The sequence below is a fragment of the Jatrophihabitans sp. GAS493 genome, assembly GCF_900230215.1.
In the GTDB taxonomy this organism is placed as follows: Bacteria; Actinomycetota; Actinomycetes; order Mycobacteriales; family Jatrophihabitantaceae; genus MT45.
Genome location: NZ_LT907982.1, coordinates 2,449,311 through 2,468,616 on the forward strand (window position 1 = coordinate 2,449,311; position 19,306 = coordinate 2,468,616).

Here is a 19,306-nt window from a genome sequence, read left to right on the forward strand (position 1 = left end):
AGCGAGTGGAAATCACCTGTGAATACTGTGACTGATCGATTCAAGGCGGACTCCGATCGCCGCGGATCGCGGTGAAGTCGACATATACTTCCGCTTGGCGTCGGCGTCCCCAGAGCGCGCGACCGCAAACGATGACGGGGGTACATGCGCGCGACTGAGCGGCGTGACGGCGCACCGTCGCCCGACCCGACGCCAGACCCAGTGCTCGCCCCGGGAGCGCTGGCGCAGACGGTTCCCGCAGACGCGCAGAGTGACCGTCTCGGTACGCAAGTTCTCGCCCGCTACCTCTTCGCCTCCCCGGATCTGCTGGCCGTGGCGCTGGCCGGGTTCAGCGTGCCGGCAATGGTGCTGCTACTGCTCGGTCACTTCTCAGCCGGACTCGTCATCCCCGCCGGAGCGCTCGGCGCGGCCGGATCGGTAGCCCTGGTGCGGGCGCCGAGCGGGGCCGTGACCGGTCGGGACGTTCGCCTCACGCTGGTCGCGCTGGCGCTGGTCATCGTCTGGGTCGTAGTCAACGCCCGGTTCTCGGCCGAGAACGTCTTCGCGACCCGTGATCCGGCCACCTATAACCTCACCGCGCGCTGGCTGATGGATCATCAATCGCTCTCCATCCCCACCCACTCGCAGATCTTCGGACCGCCCAAGAACTCCGACGCGACCTCGGCCGGCTTCGGCTCGGCCGCCCAGGGTGGCATCCTCTACGCCCAGGGCAACCACCTACTGCCGGCGCTGATGACCGTCGGTGGCTGGCTATTTGGCTTAGCCGGGATGCTCAAGGCCAACGTCGTGCTCGGCGGGGTCGCCCTCTTCGTCTTCTTCGGGTTCGCTCGACGCATCGTGGGGCCGGTCTTCGGGCTGATCGCGATGGCTGCCATGGGTGTCTCGATCCCGATGCTCTTCGTCAGCCGGGACTCCTACACCGAGGTGCTGGCGCTGCTGTTGCTGATGGGCAGCCTCTCACTGCTGCACCGTGCCCTGCTCACTCGGCGCTGGATCGATTTCGCGGCCGCCGGCCTGGTGGCCGGGGTCTCCGGGGCCGTTCGCATCGACAGCACGGCCAGCATGTTGTCGCTGATCGTGGCGGCGATCGTCATCGCCGCCGTCGCCCCGCCCGACCGTCGACGAACCACCGTCGGACAGTTGGCCCTGCTCATCGGCGCCGGTGCCGTGCCGATGTTCATCGGCTGGTTGGACGTGACCCGACTGTCCTACGGCTACTACCGCGACCAGCGTCCGCATATTCTGCTGCTCTTCGCCGCCGCCTTCGCGTTGGTGGTTATTGCCGTTCCGGTCGTGGCGTTGGCCTGGTCCCGATCCGCGCAGGCGTTCATCCGCTCGGCCGACCGGCGGGCACAGCTGGCTACCGTGATGTCCCTCGTGGTGCTGCTGACGGCGGTTGTCCTGTGGAGCCGTCCCCTGTGGATGACGACGACGTCGGTGCGGAACCTGTCGCTGGAGGATGTGCAGCGGCAGCAGGGCGTTCCGGTGGACGGTTCGCGCCTTTATAACGAGTACACACTGGAATGGCTGGCCGTTTACTACGGGTGGCCAGCGCTCGTGTTGGGTCTCGGTGGGTACGTCACGCTGATCAACCGCACGCTGCGCCGGCCCCAGTTGACCCTCGTCCCTCCGGTCTGCATGGGGCTGTCGATGTCCGGGCTGTACCTGTGGAACAGCCAGATCACTCCGGATCAGCCGTGGGCGATCCGGCGATTCGTGCCCGTCGTCCTGCCGCTGATGATCGTCGCGGCCTGCGCGCTGCTTCAGTTGCTGGCGCGGCGCTGGCGGCGGATCCGTCCGGCTGTGCTCGCCGCCGGTGCGCTGCTGTTGATCGGTATTCCGCTGGCCATCTCACTGCCGGTGCGCAGCCTGCGCGAGGAGGCGCCGCAACTGCGCCAGGTTCAGGCAATCTGTGATGCCTTGGGTGACGACGCCGCCGTGCTGATGATCGACGAGACGGCGCGCGTCAGCTATTCGCAGACGCTGCGTTCCTACTGCGGAGTGCCCACCAACTCGGTGAAGGACGTGAGTACCAGCACGCTGAGTGAGGTGAACGCGAACGTGACGGCCTCCGGTCGGCGCCTCTATGTGATGGCCACCGATCCCACCGCCTTCCCCGGTATCGACTCCTCGGCACTGAAGCCGCTCTCCAGCGTCGAGATGACTCGCTGGCCGAGTCTGATCAACAAGGTGCCAACCTCTCCCGCCCGCAGCGAGGTGAGCGTCTACCTCACCACCGTCGACGAGCAGGGGCACCCCGTCGCGCTCAGTTGATGAGCTGCGCGTGCTCCTGTTCAGACCGCCGGGCCAGCGTGGCCGGGTCGGCGTTCGCGACATAGACCACGGAACCGCCCAGCACCAGCGGCAGCACGAGAGTGTCGACCAGTCGCTCGGCACTGTTCTCAGTCGCCTCGTCGGGGACGGCGAAGAGCAGCCGGGCTGCGGGTGAGAGTCCGAGGTCGCCGATGCGAGCCGCCGCCCGATCGAGCACTTCGGCGGCGGTGAGCTCTCCGAGGCACGGTGCGTGGGCAGTGGCGGCCGTCCGGACGCTGCCCCAGGAATCCGGTTGGGGACGGGCGGCGGCAACGAAGTCCTCGGTGCCGGCCGGGGCGTCCGGGCCGAAGCTGCGGGTGAGCGAGCGTGGATTCACCGCGAGGATCTCGGCCGCATCGCGGCATTCGGCGACTGTGTCAGGGACGGCGAAGGCGACGTCGGCGTCCACATCGTCGGGGCCGGATGCCGTCCTCAGACTGAGGCCGGCGCTCCAGCAGCCCAGCATGACCGCCACGCTGAGCCAGTCGGTTCGCAGGGCGACTTGCGCCACCGAACCCGGCCCGAGGCCGAGCGAATCGCCGAGCAGGAAGTGCGTCTTGGCCACCCAGTTGGCCAGAGATTTGGCCGACAGCTCGGCGCGTTCCCCGGTCGCCTCGTCGTAGAAGCTGACGAACGGGAGCGACGGTTGCCTGGCCAGCACCCGGTCGAAGAGCGCCGATGGGGTCGTTGGCGGCATCAGTTGATGCAGGCGCCGGTGGCGGCGGCGTTGGGAGTCGGGCTCGGCTTCGGGGTCGCCGACGCGCTGCTGGAACCGCCCGAGGTGGCGGTGCCGCCCACGGAGGCGCCGTCACTGCCGAGCAGCAGCGTCACCTGCGACACCGACGACGTCTCCTTCAACGCCGCGCCCGGGATGTGCGCAGCCACGGCCTGAGCCTGCGCCTCGTCCCCGGAGGGATACTCCACGGTGGTGGCGCGAGTCGTCGTCGTGGCCGAGCCGACACTGCTGACATTGAAGCCGAGCGCGCTCAGGGCAGCACCGTTACTGGTCGCCGCACCGTTGGCGGCACCGGCATTGAGGACGGTCAGCGTGACGCTGGACGGCGTCACCGTGCTGCTCGGCTTCGGAGTCGGGGTCGGCTTCGCCTTGGCGGCATCGATGCTCTGCGCGAAGGCCCGCACCGTGGCGGGGTCGACCTCCACGACGCTCTGGTTCCCCTCCATCCCGGTGCCGTTGGTCGGGATGGTCTGGGTGTTGATGTTCCCGGCGGCCAGGCCCTGGAACTGACTGGCCAGCTTCGTCAGCTGCAGGCTCTCATCCATCGTGAGCGAGGAGGTGACTGCGGTGATCAACTTGTTCAGGGTGAACGGGTTGAGCAGGGTTCCGGCGCTGCTGATCTTCTGGAACGCGGCCGAGATGAAGTACTGCTGCCGCTTGATGCGGTCGAAGTCGCTGGCCGGCAGCCCGTGCCGCTGCCGGACGAAGGCCAGGGCCTGGGTGCCGGAGATCGTCGACTTGCCGGCTGGCAGGTCGATGCCCGAGTAATGGTCCTTGGCCGCCTTGCAGAGGTTGACGGTGACGCCGCCGATCGCCTTGCTGATGCGGTAGAAACCGATGAGGTCGACCTGGACGTAGTGGTCGATGTGCAGGCCGGTGAGGTTCTCGATCGTCTTCACCATGAGCTGCGCGCCGGTGGCCTTGTCGCCGTGGCCGTCGCTCACCCCGTCCGGGTAGGCCGAGTTGAGCTTGCCCATGCCGTGGCCCGGGATGCTGACCCAGGAGTCACGGGGGAGCGAGATCACCGAGGCCGACTTACCGTCGGCCGGAGCGTGCAGGATCATCATCGTGTCGGTGTTGTAGCTGCCGCCGTCTTTATTGGTTCCGAGCGCCTTCAGCTCGGCCGCGGTGGCCGTGTCGCGGTCGTCGTTGCCGACGATGAGGATGTTCTGGTCCGTCCCGTCGACATCCGGGGCGGCGCTGGCGCCGGCCTTGCCGCCGACACTGGAGGCCGGGATCGCGTCGAGGCGGCGGATGTTGCTGTTCAGGCCCTTCCAGGTGTACCAGGCATAGCCGCTGCCGAGGACGATCGCGACGGAGAGCAGAGCCGAGATGGTCATCGCTCCCAGCGTGGCGCCGCGGCGCAGATCGGCACTGGGATTGCGGTTTGTGCTGCGCTTGGCACTACGGCTGCCGGGACGCCCACTGGGTTGGCTCGCCGACGACCGGGCCGGCTTCGCCGCCGCCGGTTGGGCCGCGGCGGCCGCCGCCCGCTGCTCGGCGCGCCCGGCCCGCCGACCGCGCGGATGCAGCTCTGGCGGGAGCGGCGGAGGTGGGGAGGCCTGCCCGGCGTCCGGGCCCGGAGTCTCCTCGGGGCGCCAACCGTAGAAGGGCGGTTCGCCGCCGTGTGAAGTCACTGTTCCAGATTACCGGGGTGCCTCGCAGAATCCCCGGGGCACTTGGGCTGCGTTCAGGTGGGCCCGATCGAGCCCGCGTCCGCAGCGGTATCCGTAGCTGGGTCTGAGCGGCGCGAAGACCGAGGCCGAGTTGGCTAATTGATGCAGCTAACGGCGGCCGAGGTGGTGGCCTTTTTGGCGGCTGTCGTTGAAGAAACGCTGGCGTGCATGCTGGTGGCAGCGCTAGGTGGGGTGCTCGGTGCGGTACTCGGTGCCGCGGCTACGCCCTTCGCCACCACGCCGTTCTCTCCGAGGACCAGAGTGACCTTCTTCACAGAGTCGGTGAGGACCAGTTTTGCGCCCGGTGTCGCGTTCGCGACCGCCTTCGCCTTCCCCTGCAGGCCCTCGGGGTACTCCACGCTGGTCTGTGGAGTGAGGTCCGTCGAGTCGATCGTCTCGACGTGGAAGCCGAGCCGCTTCAGCGCGGTGCCGTTCTCGGCGGCGAGGCCGGCGATCGAGGTCCCGTTCAGCACGTCGACCGACACGCTGCCGGGTGCGGCGGCCGGGGCGGCCGAGAGCGCCGAGTCCGCAGCCTTGCCCTGCAGGGTCCGGATGAAGCTGGGCAGCGCCGCGGTGTTGATCGCGACGATCGAGGTCTCCACGCCGTCCGGGTAGATCGTCTGTGAGCCATCGTTCGGGATGGTGGCGAAGGTGATGTTGCCGGCGGACATGTTCTGGAACTCGCCGGCCAGCGATACGACGTTCAACGCCGGGTCGATCAGCAGCGACGTGCTCACCGCCTTGAGCAGATCACGCAGCTTGAACGGGTTCAGCAGCACGCCCGCGGTGGCGACCTTCCTGAACGCGGCGGAGAGGAAGTACTGCTGCCGTTTGATCCGGTCGAGATCACCTTGGGGGAGGCCGTGGCGCTGGCGGACGAAGGCCAGAGCCTGGGTTCCCATGATCACCGAGTGACCCGCCGGCAGATTGATCCCGGAGTAGCCGTGGCCGTTGGCATCGGAGTCGGTCGATGGATTCTGGGCCGCTCTGAGACAGACGTCCACACCGCCGATGGCGATGCTTATCCGGTAGAAGCCGAGGAGATTGACCTGCATGTAATGGTCGATGTGCAGACCGGTGAGGCCGTTGAGGGTCTTGATCAGCAGGATGATTCCGGCGCTCTCGCTCGCCGTCTCGTCCGCGCCCTTGCCCTTCGCCGTGCTGTAGCCGTCACCGTAGGCCGAGTTGATCTTGCCCTTCCCGAAGCCCGGGATATCGACCCAGGAGTCGCGGGGGATCGAGACGACCGTCGCCTTCCCGCCCTTGGCCGGCACGTGCAGGATCATCATCGTGTCGGTGTTGACGCTGCCGCCGTCGTCGGTGGTTCCAAGTGCCTTCAGCTCCGCTGCGTTGGCCCCGGCTCGGCTGTCGTCGCCGATCAGCAGGATGTTCTGGTCCGCGCCGTCGGCGTCGGCGCCGGTCAGGGCCGGGACCGCAGCACCGTGGCCGATATCTGAGTTGAACTTCTGATAGCTCGCCCAGGCGATGCCGCTGGCCACCAACGTGACGAGTGAGATGAGGGCCACGACTGCGCGAATACCGGCGCCGAGCGTGCTGTGACTACCGACTCCCGCCGGGCGCGGGCCCAACTGGTCGGGAGTGTCCAGCGGGGCTTCGACACCGGCCTGGGGGAGGTCGTGGTTCCGGTCGGACATGCACCCGAGGCTAGCCCGGTAGCGGCGGCGATCCGGTCAAGCGCGCCGACCGGGGGTGGGCATCTGGAATACTCCTCGCATGCGTATTTTCGTCACCGGGGCCGCGGGCTTCATCGGCTCTCAATATGTCCGTGATCTGCTCGCCGGGGCCTACCCGGCTTACGCCGACGCCGACGTCACGGTCTACGACAAGCTCACCTACGCCGGAAATCTGGCGAACCTGGCGTCCGTGCAGGACAACCCTCACTACACCTTCGTTCAGGGTGACATCTGTGACCCGATCGCGCTGGATGCCGCGCTGCCCGGGCACGACGTGCTGATCAACTTCGCCGCGGAGACCCACGTCGACCGCTCGATCACCGGCGCCGCTGACTTCGCCGTCACCAACTTCCTCGGCGCCCAGCAGATCTTCGACGCCGCCCTCCGCCACCGGGTCGGCCGGGTCGTGCACGTCTCCACCGACGAGGTCTACGGCTCGATCCCCGAGGGCAGTTGGCGCGAGGATCACATCCTGGAACCGAACTCGCCGTACTCGGCGGCCAAGGCCGGCGCCGACCTGCTGGCTCGCGCCTACGCCCGCACGTATGGCCTGAACGTCTCCGTGACGCGCTGCAGCAACAACTACGGACCCTTCCACTTCCCCGAGAAGGTCATCCCGCTCTTCGTCACCAACCTCATCGACGGCAAGTCGGTGCCGCTCTACGGCGACGGACTCAACGTCCGCGATTGGCTCTTCGTCGCCGACCACTGCCGGGGCATCCAGCTTGTCGCCGAGAAGGGCAACGCCGGGGAGTTCTACAACATCGGCGGCGGTCGTGAGCTCTCCAACAAGGAGCTGACTCAGCAGTTGCTGGACGCGACCGGCCGGGACTGGAGCGCCGTCACCTACGTCGAGGACCGTCTCGGTCACGATCGTCGCTACTCGGTCGACTACAGCAAGACGGCCGAACTGGGCTACGCCCCGCAGGTGACGTTCGAGGAGGGCCTGGCCCTCACCGTCGACTGGTATCGCAACAATCGAGCCTGGTGGGAACCGCTGAAGGCTCGCGCGGCGCTGGCGTAGTCGATGCCGACCGACGCGGAAATTGCTGCCAAACGCTGGCTCATCACCGGCTGTCTCGGGCAGCTGGGGCATGACCTGGAACTGATTCTCACGGCCGCCGGGGCCACCGTCCTAGCGACGGACCGCCCGGACCTCGACATCCTGGATTCGGCCGCGGTCTCGGCGGCCGTCGCTGACTTCAAACCAGACGTCGTGCTCAACGCCGCGGCCTACACCGCCGTCGACGCAGCTGAGAACGACGAGGACAACGCTTACCGGATCAACGCGACCGGCCCGGCGATCCTCTCCGCCGCCCTCGCCGCGCACGGCGGCCGACTGATCCACGTCTCGACCGACTACGTCTTTCCCGGAGACGCCACGCGGCCCTACGAGGTGGCCGATCCGACCGGTCCGGCCACCGCGTACGGTCGCACCAAGCTGGCCGGTGAGGTCGCCGTCCGCGAATTACTGCCGGACAACTCTTATGTAGTGCGCACCGCGTGGGTCTACGGAGCCAACGGGGCGAACTTTGTGAAGACGATGGCCCGGTTGGAGAAGACGCGCGACACCGTGACCGTCATCGACGACCAACGCGGTTCACCGACGTGGACCGCCGACCTGGCCGCCGGACTCATCGAACTGGCCCTCTCCGATGCCGCGCCAGGGCTTTATCACTGCACCGGCAGTGGCGAAACGACGTGGTTCGACTTCACCCGGGCGATCTTCGCCGAACTCGGCGCCGACCCGGAACGGGTGCGGCCCACGACATCGGCGGAGTACGGCAGCGCCACGCCACGCCCGAGTTACTCGGTCCTCTCCGACCGAGCATGGGTGGAGGCCGGTCTCACCCCGATGCCGCAGTGGCGCGACGCGCTCTCCAAGGCATTCGAGCAGCACCGCGAAGCTTTCCTGCCGGCTGAGTAGGGGGCTTAGGCGCGACTAGTTCGCGAAGGCGGTGACCAGCCAGGAGGCGGCCGCCAGCCAGACACCGTCCGGTCGCTGCCGGGCCGCGAACGCGGCACGCAGATCGGCCCGCGCTCGCGCCGCGGCGGCGGGGTCCGCCTCGGCCAGTTCGGAGGCGGTGCTCGGATCGGAGAGCTCAAACGCGAGGGCGTCATCCGCATCGCTGCCCACGCGCAGTGGCTCATTCAGCTGGCTGATTTCGATACCGCGCCACCCCGCTCGGCTGAGGAGCGTCCGCACGTACTCAGGATCGGCGAGCGCGAACGGCCCGCTCGGTCGCGCCACCGGCGCCGGCGATCCCAAGTGAGGGGCGAGTGCATCGAAGGCTACCGTCCAATTCTCGTTGCGCGCTCGTTCCGCCCAGCAGACGAAAGCCAGTCGCCCATTGGGTCGCATCGCGGCACGGACGTTGGCGAAGGCGGCGGTGTGATCGGCAAAGAACATCACCCCATACCGACTGATCGCCAGGTCGAACGAGGCGCCACCGAAGTCCATCGTCTGCACATCAGCCACTTCGAAGCGGACGTTTGCCCGGCCCGCGTCGGCGCCCCGGGAACGAGCCTGGCCGATCATCGCGGCCGAGATGTCGACGCCGAGCGCCGTACCGGCTCCGGGCGTGACCGCCTGCGCCGCACGCAACGTGGTGCTGCCGCAACCACAGCCGATATCCAACACTTGCTCCCCCGGGCCGGGCGCGGCAGCCGCTAACAGCGCCTCACCGTGGCGGGCGAGCAGCGCGTCGAACCGGTCGTCGTGATCGGCCCAGAAGCGGGCTACGGGGCCATTCCAGTCAATGCCGTTCGCCGCCTGGGCGGGTGCCTGATCGCTCTCCTCCATTCCCCGACGCTAACCCACTCCGCCCAGCCGATTCGCGAGAACCACGAGCCGTAGAACGCTCCCGTCGCGCGCGATGGCGAGTCTGACGGTGTCACCCCAGCGAGCCTTCCTCGCCTCGAGGGCGGGGACGCGCCGGGCCGGTACGGACGCCGCCCGGCCGTCCTCGACTGCGATGTAGTCGACGTAGTCTTCGGCGTAAGTGAGCGATCCGCCCAGAGAACAGAGGAGGACGACGACGCCCTCACTCTGCGATGCTTCTCTCCGGTTGCGCGCCTTGCGTACCAGGACTGCGACCACCAGGAATGGGCTCGCCAGTGCCCACACGAAGACCGTGGTGCCGAGTAGCAGCCAGAGATAGTCCGAGCGCGACACTCTGAGATCCAGGGCGTGGTTGATCAGGGGCGCAACGGCGGCGGCCAGCATCAACCCGAGCAGCACGCCGACGCCGACCCGGGCCAGCGTCACCGAGGTCGAGGCTGTTGGCGGCCAGACGATTTCGACTCGTCGCTGCGACTCTCCGGGTACCGGGACCGATTGGGGGCGGTCGGCGAAGGTGTGAGTGCCCACAGCGTTCGCAATCAGCGCGTTGCCAACGTCGGGATGCTCACGGTCGTGATTTTGATGCACTCACCCACCCCCGCCCGGTCGGATAATTACCAGGCACCCTAGCGCGCTCCTGCCGTGGGTTCGGCTATCGGAACGTCACAAGTCAGCTCAAGTTGCTCGCGCGGCGATGGCGCCGTAGATCCGGTCCGGTCGTGCCGGGATTCGCTGTTGCAGGCGCTCAACCTCGGCAAAGCCCGCCTGCGCCAGGTGTTGGGCGAGTACGTCGGCCGGCCAACGGTAGGCGGTGAGGACCTTGTGGTCGAACTCGGCCACGTGGTCGTCGCTGTCGAAGAAGCCGACGACCAGCGTTGCGGAGGAAGCGAGGAGCCGTCGGAACTCGGTGAGCATCGCGACCAAGTCCGGCGGCGGAAGGTGAATGGTGGAGTACCAGGCGAGAATGCCGGCCGCGGCGTGTTGCGCACCGACTGACTCCGTCATCGAACCGAGCCGATAGGTCGGACCCGGATGATGTGTTCGCGCATGGGCGATGAACTCCGGCACCAGGTCGACGCCAGTCACGTCGACGCCTAGGGAGTACAGGTAGCCGCTCCAGTAGCCGGGGCCGCAGCCGAGGTCGAGCACCGGGCCGGGTACGCCAGCCAGGTGCCGCCGGATGAAGGCCAGGTCGTCGGCATTCGCCTGCCATTCGCCGTCGAAGAGATCGATATACTGCTCGGCTAGTGACGAGTACGCCTGGCGGACCGGCTCGTGGTACACGGCGACACCTTATGTCGTCGTTTCGAGTTCTGTGCAGTGGCTAAGGTTGCGGAATGTTCAATGACGCAGCACGGGCCCTGCTTGAATCCAACGCGATCGCCCAGTTGATCACCATCAACGGTGACGGCAGCCCGCAAGTCAGCGGTGTGTGGATCGCGCTGGACGGTGACGAGTTGGTGGTCGCATCGCTGCCGAAGCGGATCAAGGTTCGCAACGTCGAGCGTGATCCGCGGGTCGCACTGGTAGTCCAGTCGCCGACCAAGAGCGAACGCGGACTGGACGAGTACTTGGTAGTGCACGGCACTGCGAGCGTGACCGAGGGAGGCGGGCCGGAGCTCCTGCAGCAGTTGGCCCGAACCTACATGGGCCCGGACGTGGTCTTCCCCGGGCCGGGAGCCCCGCCCGGCTACATCTTCCACATAACGCCCAACAAGGTTCTCGGCGAAGGCAACTGGTCGAGCTAGCCCGGTTACGCCGCGAGGGCGTGGATAAGTTGCGCCAGTTGACGTTCTGGCGTGGCTTGGTGTTCCGGGATTGGTGTGCCGGGTGGGTCGGGGGGTTGGCTTCGGTAGTGGTGTCCGGTCGGGGTGGTGGTGATGACCTCTCCCGGGTGGTTCGGGTTGGGGTGTTGGTCCCAGTCGGGGGCTTGTTTGGCGTGGTTGCAGGCTTCGCATAACCCTTGGGCGTTGTTGATGCTGGTCGGCCCACCGTCAGCCGCCGGTTGGATGTGGTCGGCGTGGCGGATCGGGGCGTCGCACCACGGGGTGCGGCAGGTTTGGTCACGCAGCAACAGGAACTGACGCTGATTCGCGGTGAACAACCGGGACTGGGTCTCCAGCGCCGCTAACTGGTGGGTGTCAGGGTGGGTGTAGAGGCGGCGCAGGAACACCCCCGTCTCCCCGCTGGGATCGGTCACCATCCGGCGGGCGAGCCCGGCGGGGATTGTCCCGGCCCCGATCTGGTGCGCCGGCTCGTCGGCACCATCACCACTGATGAGGAGGGCCTGGTCGGTGATGATCAGGTTCACCGCGACCGGAACATCCACGGCACGGGCTTGCCCAGTGAGACGTTCGACGAAGGTGTCAGCCATCACCTGACCCCGGCTACGAGCCTCCGCACCGACCCCGACCACGGTGGAGGCATGGGAGTGAAGCGCGGCGTAAGAGGCGACACCCTGCGATACCGGCAGCAGGGCACTGACCCGGACCATGCAGTCCGGCGCCGGGCGAATCGACACCCGCCGGTCCTGCTCAGCTTGGGCCAACCGGTCAACGTAGCCGTGGGGGGTCGAGGCGGTAGGCGATCTTCTTGACCAGGTCCAGGGCCTGACGGTGGCCCAACGGCTCCAACCGGGGCGCGACCTCCGCGTCGACGGCCGCTCGGTGTTCCGGACGCAGCCAGCTGGTCTGCCCAACGATCTGCAGCACCCTCCACTCCGGCACAGCGCCGGACGCCAGCCGCTCGAAGGTGGCGGGGAGTTCCGTGGTGAGGGTGACCGCTTGGTTGATATAGCGGGTGGCCTGGTGGGGCGATATCCGCCGGGCCAACCCGACCTGCGCCGCCACCCCGCGACCGACCCGCTCCGCCGCCACCCCAGCTGCGACGTGACCGGCTCGCTGCGACACCACGAACGCCGCCGTTGCCCGGGCCTGCGCGGCGGCCGCCGCCGCTTTGATCTCCTCCAACAACCGGATCTGATCGATCAGCTCCGCATCACCCGCCGCCGGGCCGGTCTGGGCCAACACCTGCTTGATCGCAGCGAGACTCTCCGTCGGTGACTGCACCTGAGCAGAGGAGAACATGTGTTCGAGTCTACCCGAAAAACAGGTGAGACAACAAGAGGCTGCAGCCGATTTCCCCATATTTGATAAGGGGAAACTATTCTAAGGACCGGGCTGGCGTGAGTCGTTCAGGGTCCGACGCGGGTCTAGTTTCGCGTCACGCGACGCGGCGCGTCCGTTCGCGGAGCAGGATCCAGATCGCCTCGACCCCGTCGCGCCAGGTGAGCTTCTTCCCCTCCTCGCGGCTGCGGGCGCGGTAGGTGATCGGCACTTCGTACGGTCGTAGGCCGCGACGCAGGATCTTGCCGGTCACCTCGGCCTCCATGCCGAAACCGGCCGAACGGATGTCCAGCGAACGGTACAGATCGCGCGGCATCAGTTTGAAGCACGTCTCCAGGTCACTGATGTAGCAGTTGAAGAGCACGTTCGCCGCGAGCGTCACGCCGCGGTTGCCCAGAACGTAGAGGTACGAGTACGCGTTGTGGCTGCCGAAGGTGCGGGTGCCGTAGACGACGGTGGCCTCGCCGTCGAGGACGGGCTGGAGCAGGCCTGGGATCTCGTTCGGCCGGTACTCCAGGTCGGCGTCGCAGATGATCACGTAGTCACCGGTGGCGATCTCGGCGGCAGCCCGGATCGCGGCGCCCTTGCCGGCGTTGCTCGGCTGCAGCTGAACCCGGACCTGCGGGTCGGTCTCGATGTCGGCGTAGAGCGCACGGGTTCCGTCGGTGCTCCCGTCGTCGACGATCACCAGTTCGATCTCGCACGGGTAGTTCACCGACAGGACGTCCTTGACGGCCGTCTGCAGCGTTGCCAGTTCGTTGTAGACGGGCATCAGAATCGAGAGTTTCACAGCCACAGCCTACGGGAGCGGCACCTGGCACAGGAGCACGTCGGCCACCGGACGGGGAGTGCAACCGGTTATCTCCACCGCCGCCGCCGCGACCAGGTCGCGGTGCTGAAGCTCGGACGTCAGCACGATGTAGCGCACGCCAGTCGTCGCGGCCGAGATGCGGGCCAGTGTCACGTCGCTGCCGGCCGGCAGGCGCCCGGTGTCGTCGGTCTCCTGCAGGACGGTGGCGTACTTGGGCAGACCGACGAGGTAGGCCGGAGTCCCGTCCACCGAGAAGACGCTGTACCCGCCGACCATCTTGAAGCGGAAGTCACTCTGGATCTGCCAATACATGACCTGCGCCGAGGCGTTCGGCTCGGCCCGAAGCGGCAGCACCAGGGTCGCGGAGCCCGCCGGGATCGCCTTGACGCCGGAGCCGGAGAAGAAGCTGGACTGGGCCAGGTTGAGCATGCCGTCGTAGCGTTGGGCCGGAAAGAGCGTCAGCAGAGCGAGCGCCGCTGCGCCGCAGCCGATCAGGTAATTGCGGCGACGTTGGATGGCGGCCAACCCGAACGCGATCACCAAGGCGACCAGGAACGTGGTGGCCAGGGTGATCCGGACCGCGACCAGGCTCTCCAGCAGCGGCAGATGTTCGATCACCAGCTGCCACGGCCCGGCGACGTCGGTCCGGCGGCCGTTGATGTAGATCACCGCACCGAAGCTCAACGCGACGCTGGCCACTGCGGTGATGAGCCACCAGATCGCGAAACGGGTGCGTCGAATGACGAGCAGCCCCAGTAGCGCGGCCATGAACGCCAGCAGCGGCCAGCCCAGGTACCCGGTGTTCTCCACGCCGCCGGCCGGGTAGGTGTAGTTGGCCGCGATGTCGGCTGAGGTGGCGAATCGTTGAAGCGCGCTGGGGGTTACCAAACCGGCCACATCCAGCGACTGGTAGCCGGGGATCCCCTCGTTGAGGGTCAACGGACCGTAGAACTGGTACCCCAGCGGGATCGCGAGCAGCACGACGGCCACCGGTATCGCCCAGGCCAGGCCGATCACGGCGTACCGAAGCCGGTCCCGCAGCACGTCGAGGTTCAGCACAACCGCGATGACGGTCGCGATGACGGCGATGATCGCCACGATCGCCACCACCTCTTCGGAGACGAGCATGGCGACGGCGACGAGGCCGCCGAGCTGACACCCGATCCGACGCGGATTGCCCGGTTGGGTAACGAAGAGCTGATAGCCGAGGTAGAAGATCAGCGGCAGGGCGGGGGCGGCGAAGGTGAGGTGCAGGTGCCCGGCCTGACCGACGAAGAACGGCCCGAAGCCGTAGAGCGTGGCGCCCAGCGCGCTGGCCAGCGGATGCCCGCTGAGCCGCCGGAAGACCAGGTAGGCGCAGGTCGCGGAGAGCACCGGGGCCAGCAGCATCATCAGTCCGGCGGTCGCCACGGCGCCGATCAGCGCGGTGAGCGGCGCCATGAGCGTGGAGACGATGATCAGCGCCGTGTTCCACATGACGTTCAACCCGGTTGGCGTGTTCATGGCGTCGCTGAAGAGCGGATTCTGCAGGTGCCAGAGAGAGTGCTGAACGGACTCGAAGTACCAAGCGAAGAGGACGCCGTCAGCCCCGCCGGGGAGGCTTCGGGTCGGGTGCGCCAGGAACTCGGAGAAGGCGATGCAGGCGAAGAGGAACCAGAGCGCCGGGGGCAGCCAGTAGCTACTCCAGAATCGAGGCCAGCTCCACTCCCGCCGGACCGGCGCATCGCCGAGGTCGTCGCCGACGGCAGTGCTCACGTGGCGGCCTTCGACTTCGGGTCGCCGCGGCCCGGGAGGGCAGCGTCGCCGGCCCCGCTGTCGAGGACACCACTGCTGGTGAACCACTCGACGGTGCGTCGCAGCCCGTCGACCACCTCGGTGGCCGGGCTCCAGTCGAGCAGTTCGCGGGCCAGCGTGATGTCCGGCTGGCGCACGGTCGGATCGTCCTGGGGGCGCGGTATGAACTCGATCGGCGAGTCGGAGCCGCAGAGGTCGCGAATGAGCTGGGCCAGCGCCAGCACGCTCAGTTCATGTGGATTGCCGATATTCACCGGGCCGGAGATGTCGCTCAGGGCAAAGCGCAGGATTCCGTCGATCAGGTCGTCCACGTAGCAGACCGAGCGGGTCTGGGAGCCGTCGCCGGCCACCGTGATCGGCTCCCCGGCCAGCGCCTGCCGGATGAACGTCGGGATCGCCCGTCCGTCGAAGGGGCGCATCCGCGGGCCGAACGTGTTGAAGATCCGGACCAGGCCGGCGTCGACTCCGTGGGTGCGTCGGTAGGCCATGGTCAGGGCCTCCCCGAAGCGCTTCGCCTCGTCGTAGACCCCGCGTGGGCCCACCGGGTTCACGTGCCCCCAGTAGCTCTCCGGCTGGGGGTGAATCTGCGGGTCGCCGTAGGTCTCCGAAGTCGAGGCCAGGACGAAGCGGGCGCCCTTCTCCTTCGCCAGCCCGAGCGCATGCAGAGTGCCGATCGAGCCAACCTTCAGGGTCTCGATCGGCAGCTGCAGATAGTCGATAGGGGAGGCCGGCGAGGCGAAGTGCAGCACCAGGTCGACGGCCGGGCCGACATGGATGAACTCAGTCACATTCGTCCGGATGAGGTGGAAATCCTCGTGCTCGACCAGATGGCTGACGTTGGCCGGCGAGCCGGTCGAGAAGTTGTCCAGGCAGAGCACCTGATATCCCCGCTCGAGCAGCTGCTCGCAGAGATGGCTGCCGAGAAAACCCGCACCCCCAGTAACCACCGCGCGCTTCTGTGTCATCAGCTCTCTCTTGAAACTAGTAGTTCTGGTCGGTCCGTCGTCGCCGGCGGGCAGTGGCTGGTGAGCCGCCTATCAAGCGCGTCCAGCGATTTTGTCACGTGGACCTTGAGGCATTGCCTAGACTGTCCAGGTCGTCACGCCCATCCGGTGGCCGTGCCCGTCTAATCGAGGTTGAAGAGTTGTCTGAGCAAGGACTGGGTGTCGCGCACGCCCGCAGCGTGCCGAACACCCTGGATGTGACCGTCGTTCTGCCGTGTTACAACGAGCAGGATCATGTCGAGGCCGAGCTGGAGCGTATCGATGCCGCCCTTGCCGCCAGCGGATTCTCCTACGAGCTGCTGGTCATCGACGACAAGTCAACGGACAACACGCTAGCGGTACTTCGAGCGGCCGCCAGCCGGTATCCGCACATGCGAATCCTGGCCTTCCGCCGCAACGGCGGTTCGGGGACCGCGCGCCGCATCGGAACCCATGAGGCCGCCGGTCGCATCGTCGTGTGGACCGACGCCGACATGACGTACCCGAACGAGCGCATCCCGGAGTTCGTGCAGTACCTGCTGGACAACGAGGATGTAGACCAGGTCGTCGGTGCCCGCACCAGCGAGCAGGGCACTCACAAGTACCTGCGAGTGCCGGCCAAATGGGCCATCCGTAAGGTCGCCGAGTCGCTCTCTTCGACCAAGATTCCAGACCTCAACTCCGGCCTGCGGGCGTTCCGCCGTGAGGTTTCGCTGCCTTACCTGCGCCTGCTGCCCCCCGGCTTCTCCTGCGTGACGACCATCACGATGTCCTTCCTCTCCAACCAGCACGGTGTCGACTACCTGCCGATCGACTACGCGAAGCGGGCCGGGGTGAGCAAGTTCCACTTCTTCCGCGACGCCTACCGCTACATCCTGCAGGTGCTGCGGATGGTTATGTACTTCAACCCGATCAAGGTCCTGATGCCGCTGGCGCTGTGGATCATCGGGATCGGCGTGATCAAGGGCATCGTCGACATGTTCCACTACCATTTCCGGTTGACCACGAACGCGGTGTTGTTGATCTTGGCCGGATTGATTATCGGCGCTATTGCACTCCTCGCGGATCTGATCGTCCGGTCGCGCGACGAGTGAGCCCGCGTCGGCGCCGGCACGCAGGATCCCGGGGGCGCCCGGCGGTAGGATGACGTCGGGCGCGCACCCAGCTTCCCGAACCGCGCACCGTGCCTGCCCGCGCCGCGGTCGCCGCGGTTCCCGACATCTATTTCGAGGTTAGGTGGAAGTGAGCGATCTGGACAGCGGCTCGGCCCGGCGCCCGCAGTTGGCGTACTCGGAGCTGCAGGAGAAGACCAAGGACGAGGCCAAACGCCGACGCAAGGCCGAGAAGATCGTCGCGGTGCTGCAACACTTCCTGGGACGGACCGACCTAAGTGGGCTCACCTCAGTAGACATCGGGTGCTCGACGGGCTACACCGCCGACGCCTTGCACGAGGCTGGCAGCACTGTGATCGGCCTCGACATCGACGTCCCCGGGCTGGCGCACGCCGACTCCCTGTTCGGTCAGCAGGCCACCTTCCTGTGCGCGGACGGTGCGGCGCTGCCCTTCGCCGACGCCTCAGTGGACATCGTGGTGTTCAATCACATCTACGAACACGTCGTGGACCCGGATCGGGTGCTCTCCGAGATCCGCCGCGTGTTGAGTCCGAACGGTTCGGCCTACTTCGCATTCGGGAACAAGCGCGGCGTCATCGAGCCGCACTATCGCTTGCCATTTCTGTCCTGGCTTCCGAAACGGGCCGCTGACCGATACGTGTCTGCAACTGGCCGCGCTGATGACTACTACGAACAGTTCCGGACCCGGCCGAACTTGATCCGCATGTGCGCCGGCCTGAAGCTGTGGGACTACACCTACACAGTGCTGGCCGACAGTGAGCGCTTTCACGCTCGCGACATGGTTCCGGCCCGGCTGGCGGCGATACCGCCGGCGGCATTTAAGGCGCTCGCGCCCGTGATGCCGACCTTCGTCTGGGTCGGTACCCCCGGCGACTGGGAGCCCGCTGGGTCCCCAACTCGTGAGCGCCCCAGACTCATCTCCACGCCCTGACAGCTCCGGCCGACTCCGATCCGGCCACTCGTGTGACGACTTCCGCGGCGCCAGTCGCGACGACCGGGGTCGCCTGACCCGGCGGCGCCCTACCATAAGCTGTCGTAGTGTCCCGGGTTCCCGTCTTTCTCACACGCAAGTTTCCGCCCTCGGTGGGCGGCATGGAGACCCTAGCCGCCGGCGTGTGGCGATCATTGCAGGCGGCCAGGGCCGACTCCGTGCTCATCGCGCACGGCGGCTCAAACCGTGGTCTGCCTCTCTGGCTGCCGAGGGCCCTGATTCGGTTGGTCCAAATGGCCGCGCACCGGGAAGTCGGCCTCGTGCTGACCGGTGACGCCCTGATGTACGCATTGGCCTCGCCGCTGCTTCGGCTGTTCCGGATCCGGCACGACACGATGATCATGGGTCTGGACGTGACGTACGACAACCGGTTGTACCGCGCCCTGGTGCACCCCCAGTTGCGCCGGGCCGAGCACGTGGTGGCGATCAGTGCGGCAACTGCAGCCCAGGCGCGACGGTTCGGGGTGCGAGCTGACCACATCACGGTGCTTCGACTGGGAATGGTCGTGCCAAGCGTGTCGGCCGCGGACCGCGCGGTGGCCCGGGAGACGCTGCACGTGCGACTCGGTCTCAGCTCATCGGATCAAGTCGTGCTCACCCTAGGCCGCCTGGTTCGTCGAAAAGGAGCGGCCTGGTTCGTGAGCGCGGTGTTGCCGAGTTTGCCGCCGTCCGTGCACTACGTTCTGGCCGGCGACGGCCCCGAGGCGGAACGGATCGCCGACTCCGCAGCGGCGGCGGGCGTGGCCGACCGCGTCCACCTCCTGGGGCGGGTCGACGACGACGAACGCGAACAGCTGATGTGCGGCGCGGACCTGTTCGTGCAGCCCAATGTCGCCGTTCCTGGCGACATGGAGGGCTTTGGGTTGGTGACCATCGAGGCCGCCATGCGGGCGACGCCGGTGGTCGCCGCCGACCTCGAAGGCATCTCAGACGCGGTGGTTGCGGACGAGACCGGAGTGCTTCTCCCGTCCGCCGACGCCGACCGTTGGATCGGCGAGCTCACTGGTTTGCTGGCCGATCCAACGGGGCTCGCTGAGCGAGGAGCACGCTATGCCGTGGGCGCCGCCGCGCGTTACTCGGAGGGCCAGATGGGCGATGCACTATGCCGGGCACTGGGCTTGCTGCCAGCCCAGCGAGGCGACGGTGGACGGTGACAGTTACCGGGACGGGAAACGCTGTACCGATGCTGGCGGTAAGCGCTTGTCTTC

At 67.2% G+C, this 19,306-nt stretch carries 18 protein-coding genes; 7 read left to right on the top strand and 11 right to left on the bottom strand.

Annotated features, from left to right (window positions below; all coding sequences use genetic code 11):
- The first annotated feature begins 144 nt into the window (after positions 1–144).
- The gene (locus CPH63_RS11445; RefSeq protein WP_096303083.1) at positions 145–2,274 is read left to right on the top strand and encodes a glycosyltransferase family 39 protein; all 2,130 of its coding nucleotides are present in this window, start codon (positions 145–147) and stop codon (positions 2,272–2,274) included.
- Here CPH63_RS11445 and CPH63_RS11450 read toward each other — a convergent pair.
- The 3 genes from CPH63_RS11450 to CPH63_RS11460 all read right to left on the bottom strand — a co-directional run bounded on the left by CPH63_RS11450 (position 2,267) and on the right by CPH63_RS11460 (position 6,380).
- Positions 2,267–3,010: a TIGR03089 family protein gene (locus tag CPH63_RS11450; protein WP_096303084.1), complete on the bottom strand. Its 744-nt coding sequence runs from the start codon at positions 3,008–3,010 to the stop codon at positions 2,267–2,269. The two genes, CPH63_RS11445 and CPH63_RS11450, sit on opposite strands and share 8 nt — an antisense overlap.
- Positions 3,010–4,686: an LCP family protein gene (locus CPH63_RS11455; protein ID WP_096303085.1), complete on the bottom strand. Its 1,677-nt coding sequence runs from the start codon at positions 4,684–4,686 to the stop codon at positions 3,010–3,012. Before CPH63_RS11455 ends, CPH63_RS11450 begins: the two co-directional genes overlap by 1 nt.
- A gap of 134 nt (positions 4,687–4,820) precedes the next feature.
- Positions 4,821–6,380, bottom strand: coding sequence for an LCP family protein (locus tag CPH63_RS11460; protein ID WP_096303086.1), 1,560 nt, complete (start codon positions 6,378–6,380; stop codon positions 4,821–4,823).
- Positions 6,381–6,459: 79 nt separating this feature from the next.
- Here CPH63_RS11460 and rfbB point away from each other — a divergent pair, with 79 nt between their 5' ends.
- Entirely contained in the window at positions 6,460–7,443 is a 984-nt protein-coding gene (gene rfbB / locus CPH63_RS11465; RefSeq protein WP_096303087.1) for a dTDP-glucose 4,6-dehydratase, read from the top strand.
- Between the two features lie 3 nt (positions 7,444–7,446).
- Positions 7,447–8,346 (top strand): dTDP-4-dehydrorhamnose reductase, encoded by a 900-nt coding sequence (rfbD, locus tag CPH63_RS11470; protein ID WP_096303088.1) that lies wholly within the window; start codon positions 7,447–7,449, stop codon positions 8,344–8,346.
- A gap of 15 nt (positions 8,347–8,361) precedes the next feature.
- Here the strand turns inward: rfbD and CPH63_RS11475 are convergent, their stop codons facing one another.
- The 3 genes from CPH63_RS11475 to CPH63_RS11485 form a co-directional block, all read right to left on the bottom strand.
- A complete protein-coding gene (locus CPH63_RS11475; RefSeq protein WP_096303089.1) occupies positions 8,362–9,222 on the bottom strand; it encodes a class I SAM-dependent methyltransferase in 861 nt (286 codons plus the stop codon).
- 9 nt (positions 9,223–9,231) lie between these two features.
- Positions 9,232–9,849 carry a hypothetical protein gene (locus CPH63_RS11480; RefSeq protein ID WP_096303090.1) on the bottom strand — a complete coding sequence of 206 codons (618 nt, stop codon included), beginning with the start codon at positions 9,847–9,849 and terminating at the stop codon, positions 9,232–9,234.
- Positions 9,850–9,936: 87 nt separating this feature from the next.
- Positions 9,937–10,545: a bifunctional 2-polyprenyl-6-hydroxyphenol methylase/3-demethylubiquinol 3-O-methyltransferase UbiG gene (locus CPH63_RS11485; RefSeq protein WP_157749484.1), complete on the bottom strand. Its 609-nt coding sequence runs from the start codon at positions 10,543–10,545 to the stop codon at positions 9,937–9,939.
- A 53-nt stretch (positions 10,546–10,598) separates the two neighbouring features.
- Here CPH63_RS11485 and CPH63_RS11490 point away from each other — a divergent pair, with 53 nt between their 5' ends.
- Entirely contained in the window at positions 10,599–11,009 is a 411-nt protein-coding gene (locus CPH63_RS11490) for a PPOX class F420-dependent oxidoreductase (protein ID WP_096303091.1), read from the top strand.
- 5 nt (positions 11,010–11,014) lie between these two features.
- Here the strand turns inward: CPH63_RS11490 and CPH63_RS11495 are convergent, their stop codons facing one another.
- The 5 genes from CPH63_RS11495 to CPH63_RS11515 form a co-directional block, all read right to left on the bottom strand.
- Positions 11,015–11,782 carry an HNH endonuclease gene (locus CPH63_RS11495; RefSeq protein WP_172892200.1) on the bottom strand — a complete coding sequence of 256 codons (768 nt, stop codon included), beginning with the start codon at positions 11,780–11,782 and terminating at the stop codon, positions 11,015–11,017.
- A 31-nt stretch (positions 11,783–11,813) separates the two neighbouring features.
- Complete coding sequence (locus CPH63_RS11500; protein ID WP_157749486.1) at positions 11,814–12,347, bottom strand: DUF222 domain-containing protein; 534 nt, start codon at positions 12,345–12,347, stop codon at positions 11,814–11,816.
- Positions 12,348–12,483: 136 nt separating this feature from the next.
- Positions 12,484–13,176 carry a glycosyltransferase family 2 protein gene (locus CPH63_RS11505; RefSeq protein ID WP_096305088.1) on the bottom strand — a complete coding sequence of 231 codons (693 nt, stop codon included), beginning with the start codon at positions 13,174–13,176 and terminating at the stop codon, positions 12,484–12,486.
- Between the two features lie 9 nt (positions 13,177–13,185).
- Positions 13,186–14,952, bottom strand: a complete 1,767-nt coding sequence (locus CPH63_RS11510; protein WP_096303094.1) for a hypothetical protein — start codon at positions 14,950–14,952, stop codon at positions 13,186–13,188.
- Positions 14,949–15,956, bottom strand: a complete 1,008-nt coding sequence (locus CPH63_RS11515; RefSeq protein WP_096303095.1) for a UDP-glucuronic acid decarboxylase family protein — start codon at positions 15,954–15,956, stop codon at positions 14,949–14,951. The genes CPH63_RS11510 and CPH63_RS11515 overlap by 4 nt, the downstream gene beginning before the upstream one ends.
- Before the next feature lie 179 nt (positions 15,957–16,135).
- On the opposite strand from CPH63_RS11515, the gene CPH63_RS11520 reads away from it, so the two are divergent.
- The 3 genes from CPH63_RS11520 (at position 16,136) to CPH63_RS11530 (ending at position 19,252) form a co-directional block, all read left to right on the top strand.
- Entirely contained in the window at positions 16,136–17,068 is a 933-nt protein-coding gene (locus tag CPH63_RS11520; protein WP_096303096.1) for a glycosyltransferase family 2 protein, read from the top strand.
- A 148-nt stretch (positions 17,069–17,216) separates the two neighbouring features.
- On the top strand, positions 17,217–18,038 hold the full coding sequence (locus tag CPH63_RS11525; RefSeq protein WP_197704312.1) for a class I SAM-dependent methyltransferase: 822 nt from the start codon (positions 17,217–17,219) through the stop codon (positions 18,036–18,038).
- A gap of 293 nt (positions 18,039–18,331) precedes the next feature.
- A complete protein-coding gene (locus tag CPH63_RS11530) occupies positions 18,332–19,252 on the top strand; it encodes a glycosyltransferase family 4 protein (RefSeq protein ID WP_157749487.1) in 921 nt (306 codons plus the stop codon).
- The last annotated feature ends 54 nt before the right edge of the window (positions 19,253–19,306 follow it).

Bases quoted from the DNA above. Each gene is read 5' to 3' on its own strand.
- CPH63_RS11445 (WP_096303083.1), top strand. From the start codon at position 145: ATGCGCGCGACTGAGCGGCGTGACGGCGCACCGTCGCCCGACCCGACG.
- CPH63_RS11450 (WP_096303084.1), bottom strand. From the start codon at position 3,010: ATGCCGCCAACGACCCCATCGGCGCTCTTCGACCGGGTGCTGGCCAGG.
- CPH63_RS11460 (WP_096303086.1), bottom strand. From the start codon at position 6,380: ATGTCCGACCGGAACCACGACCTCCCCCAGGCCGGTGTCGAAGCCCCG.
- rfbB (WP_096303087.1), top strand. From the start codon at position 6,460: ATGCGTATTTTCGTCACCGGGGCCGCGGGCTTCATCGGCTCTCAATAT.
- rfbD (WP_096303088.1), top strand. From the start codon at position 7,447: ATGCCGACCGACGCGGAAATTGCTGCCAAACGCTGGCTCATCACCGGC.
- CPH63_RS11475 (WP_096303089.1), bottom strand. From the start codon at position 9,222: ATGGAGGAGAGCGATCAGGCACCCGCCCAGGCGGCGAACGGCATTGAC.
- CPH63_RS11490 (WP_096303091.1), top strand. From the start codon at position 10,599: ATGTTCAATGACGCAGCACGGGCCCTGCTTGAATCCAACGCGATCGCC.
- CPH63_RS11500 (WP_157749486.1), bottom strand. From the start codon at position 12,347: ATGTTCTCCTCTGCTCAGGTGCAGTCACCGACGGAGAGTCTCGCTGCG.
- CPH63_RS11515 (WP_096303095.1), bottom strand. From the start codon at position 15,956: ATGACACAGAAGCGCGCGGTGGTTACTGGGGGTGCGGGTTTTCTCGGC.
- CPH63_RS11530 (WP_157749487.1), top strand. From the start codon at position 18,332: ATGGCCGCGCACCGGGAAGTCGGCCTCGTGCTGACCGGTGACGCCCTG.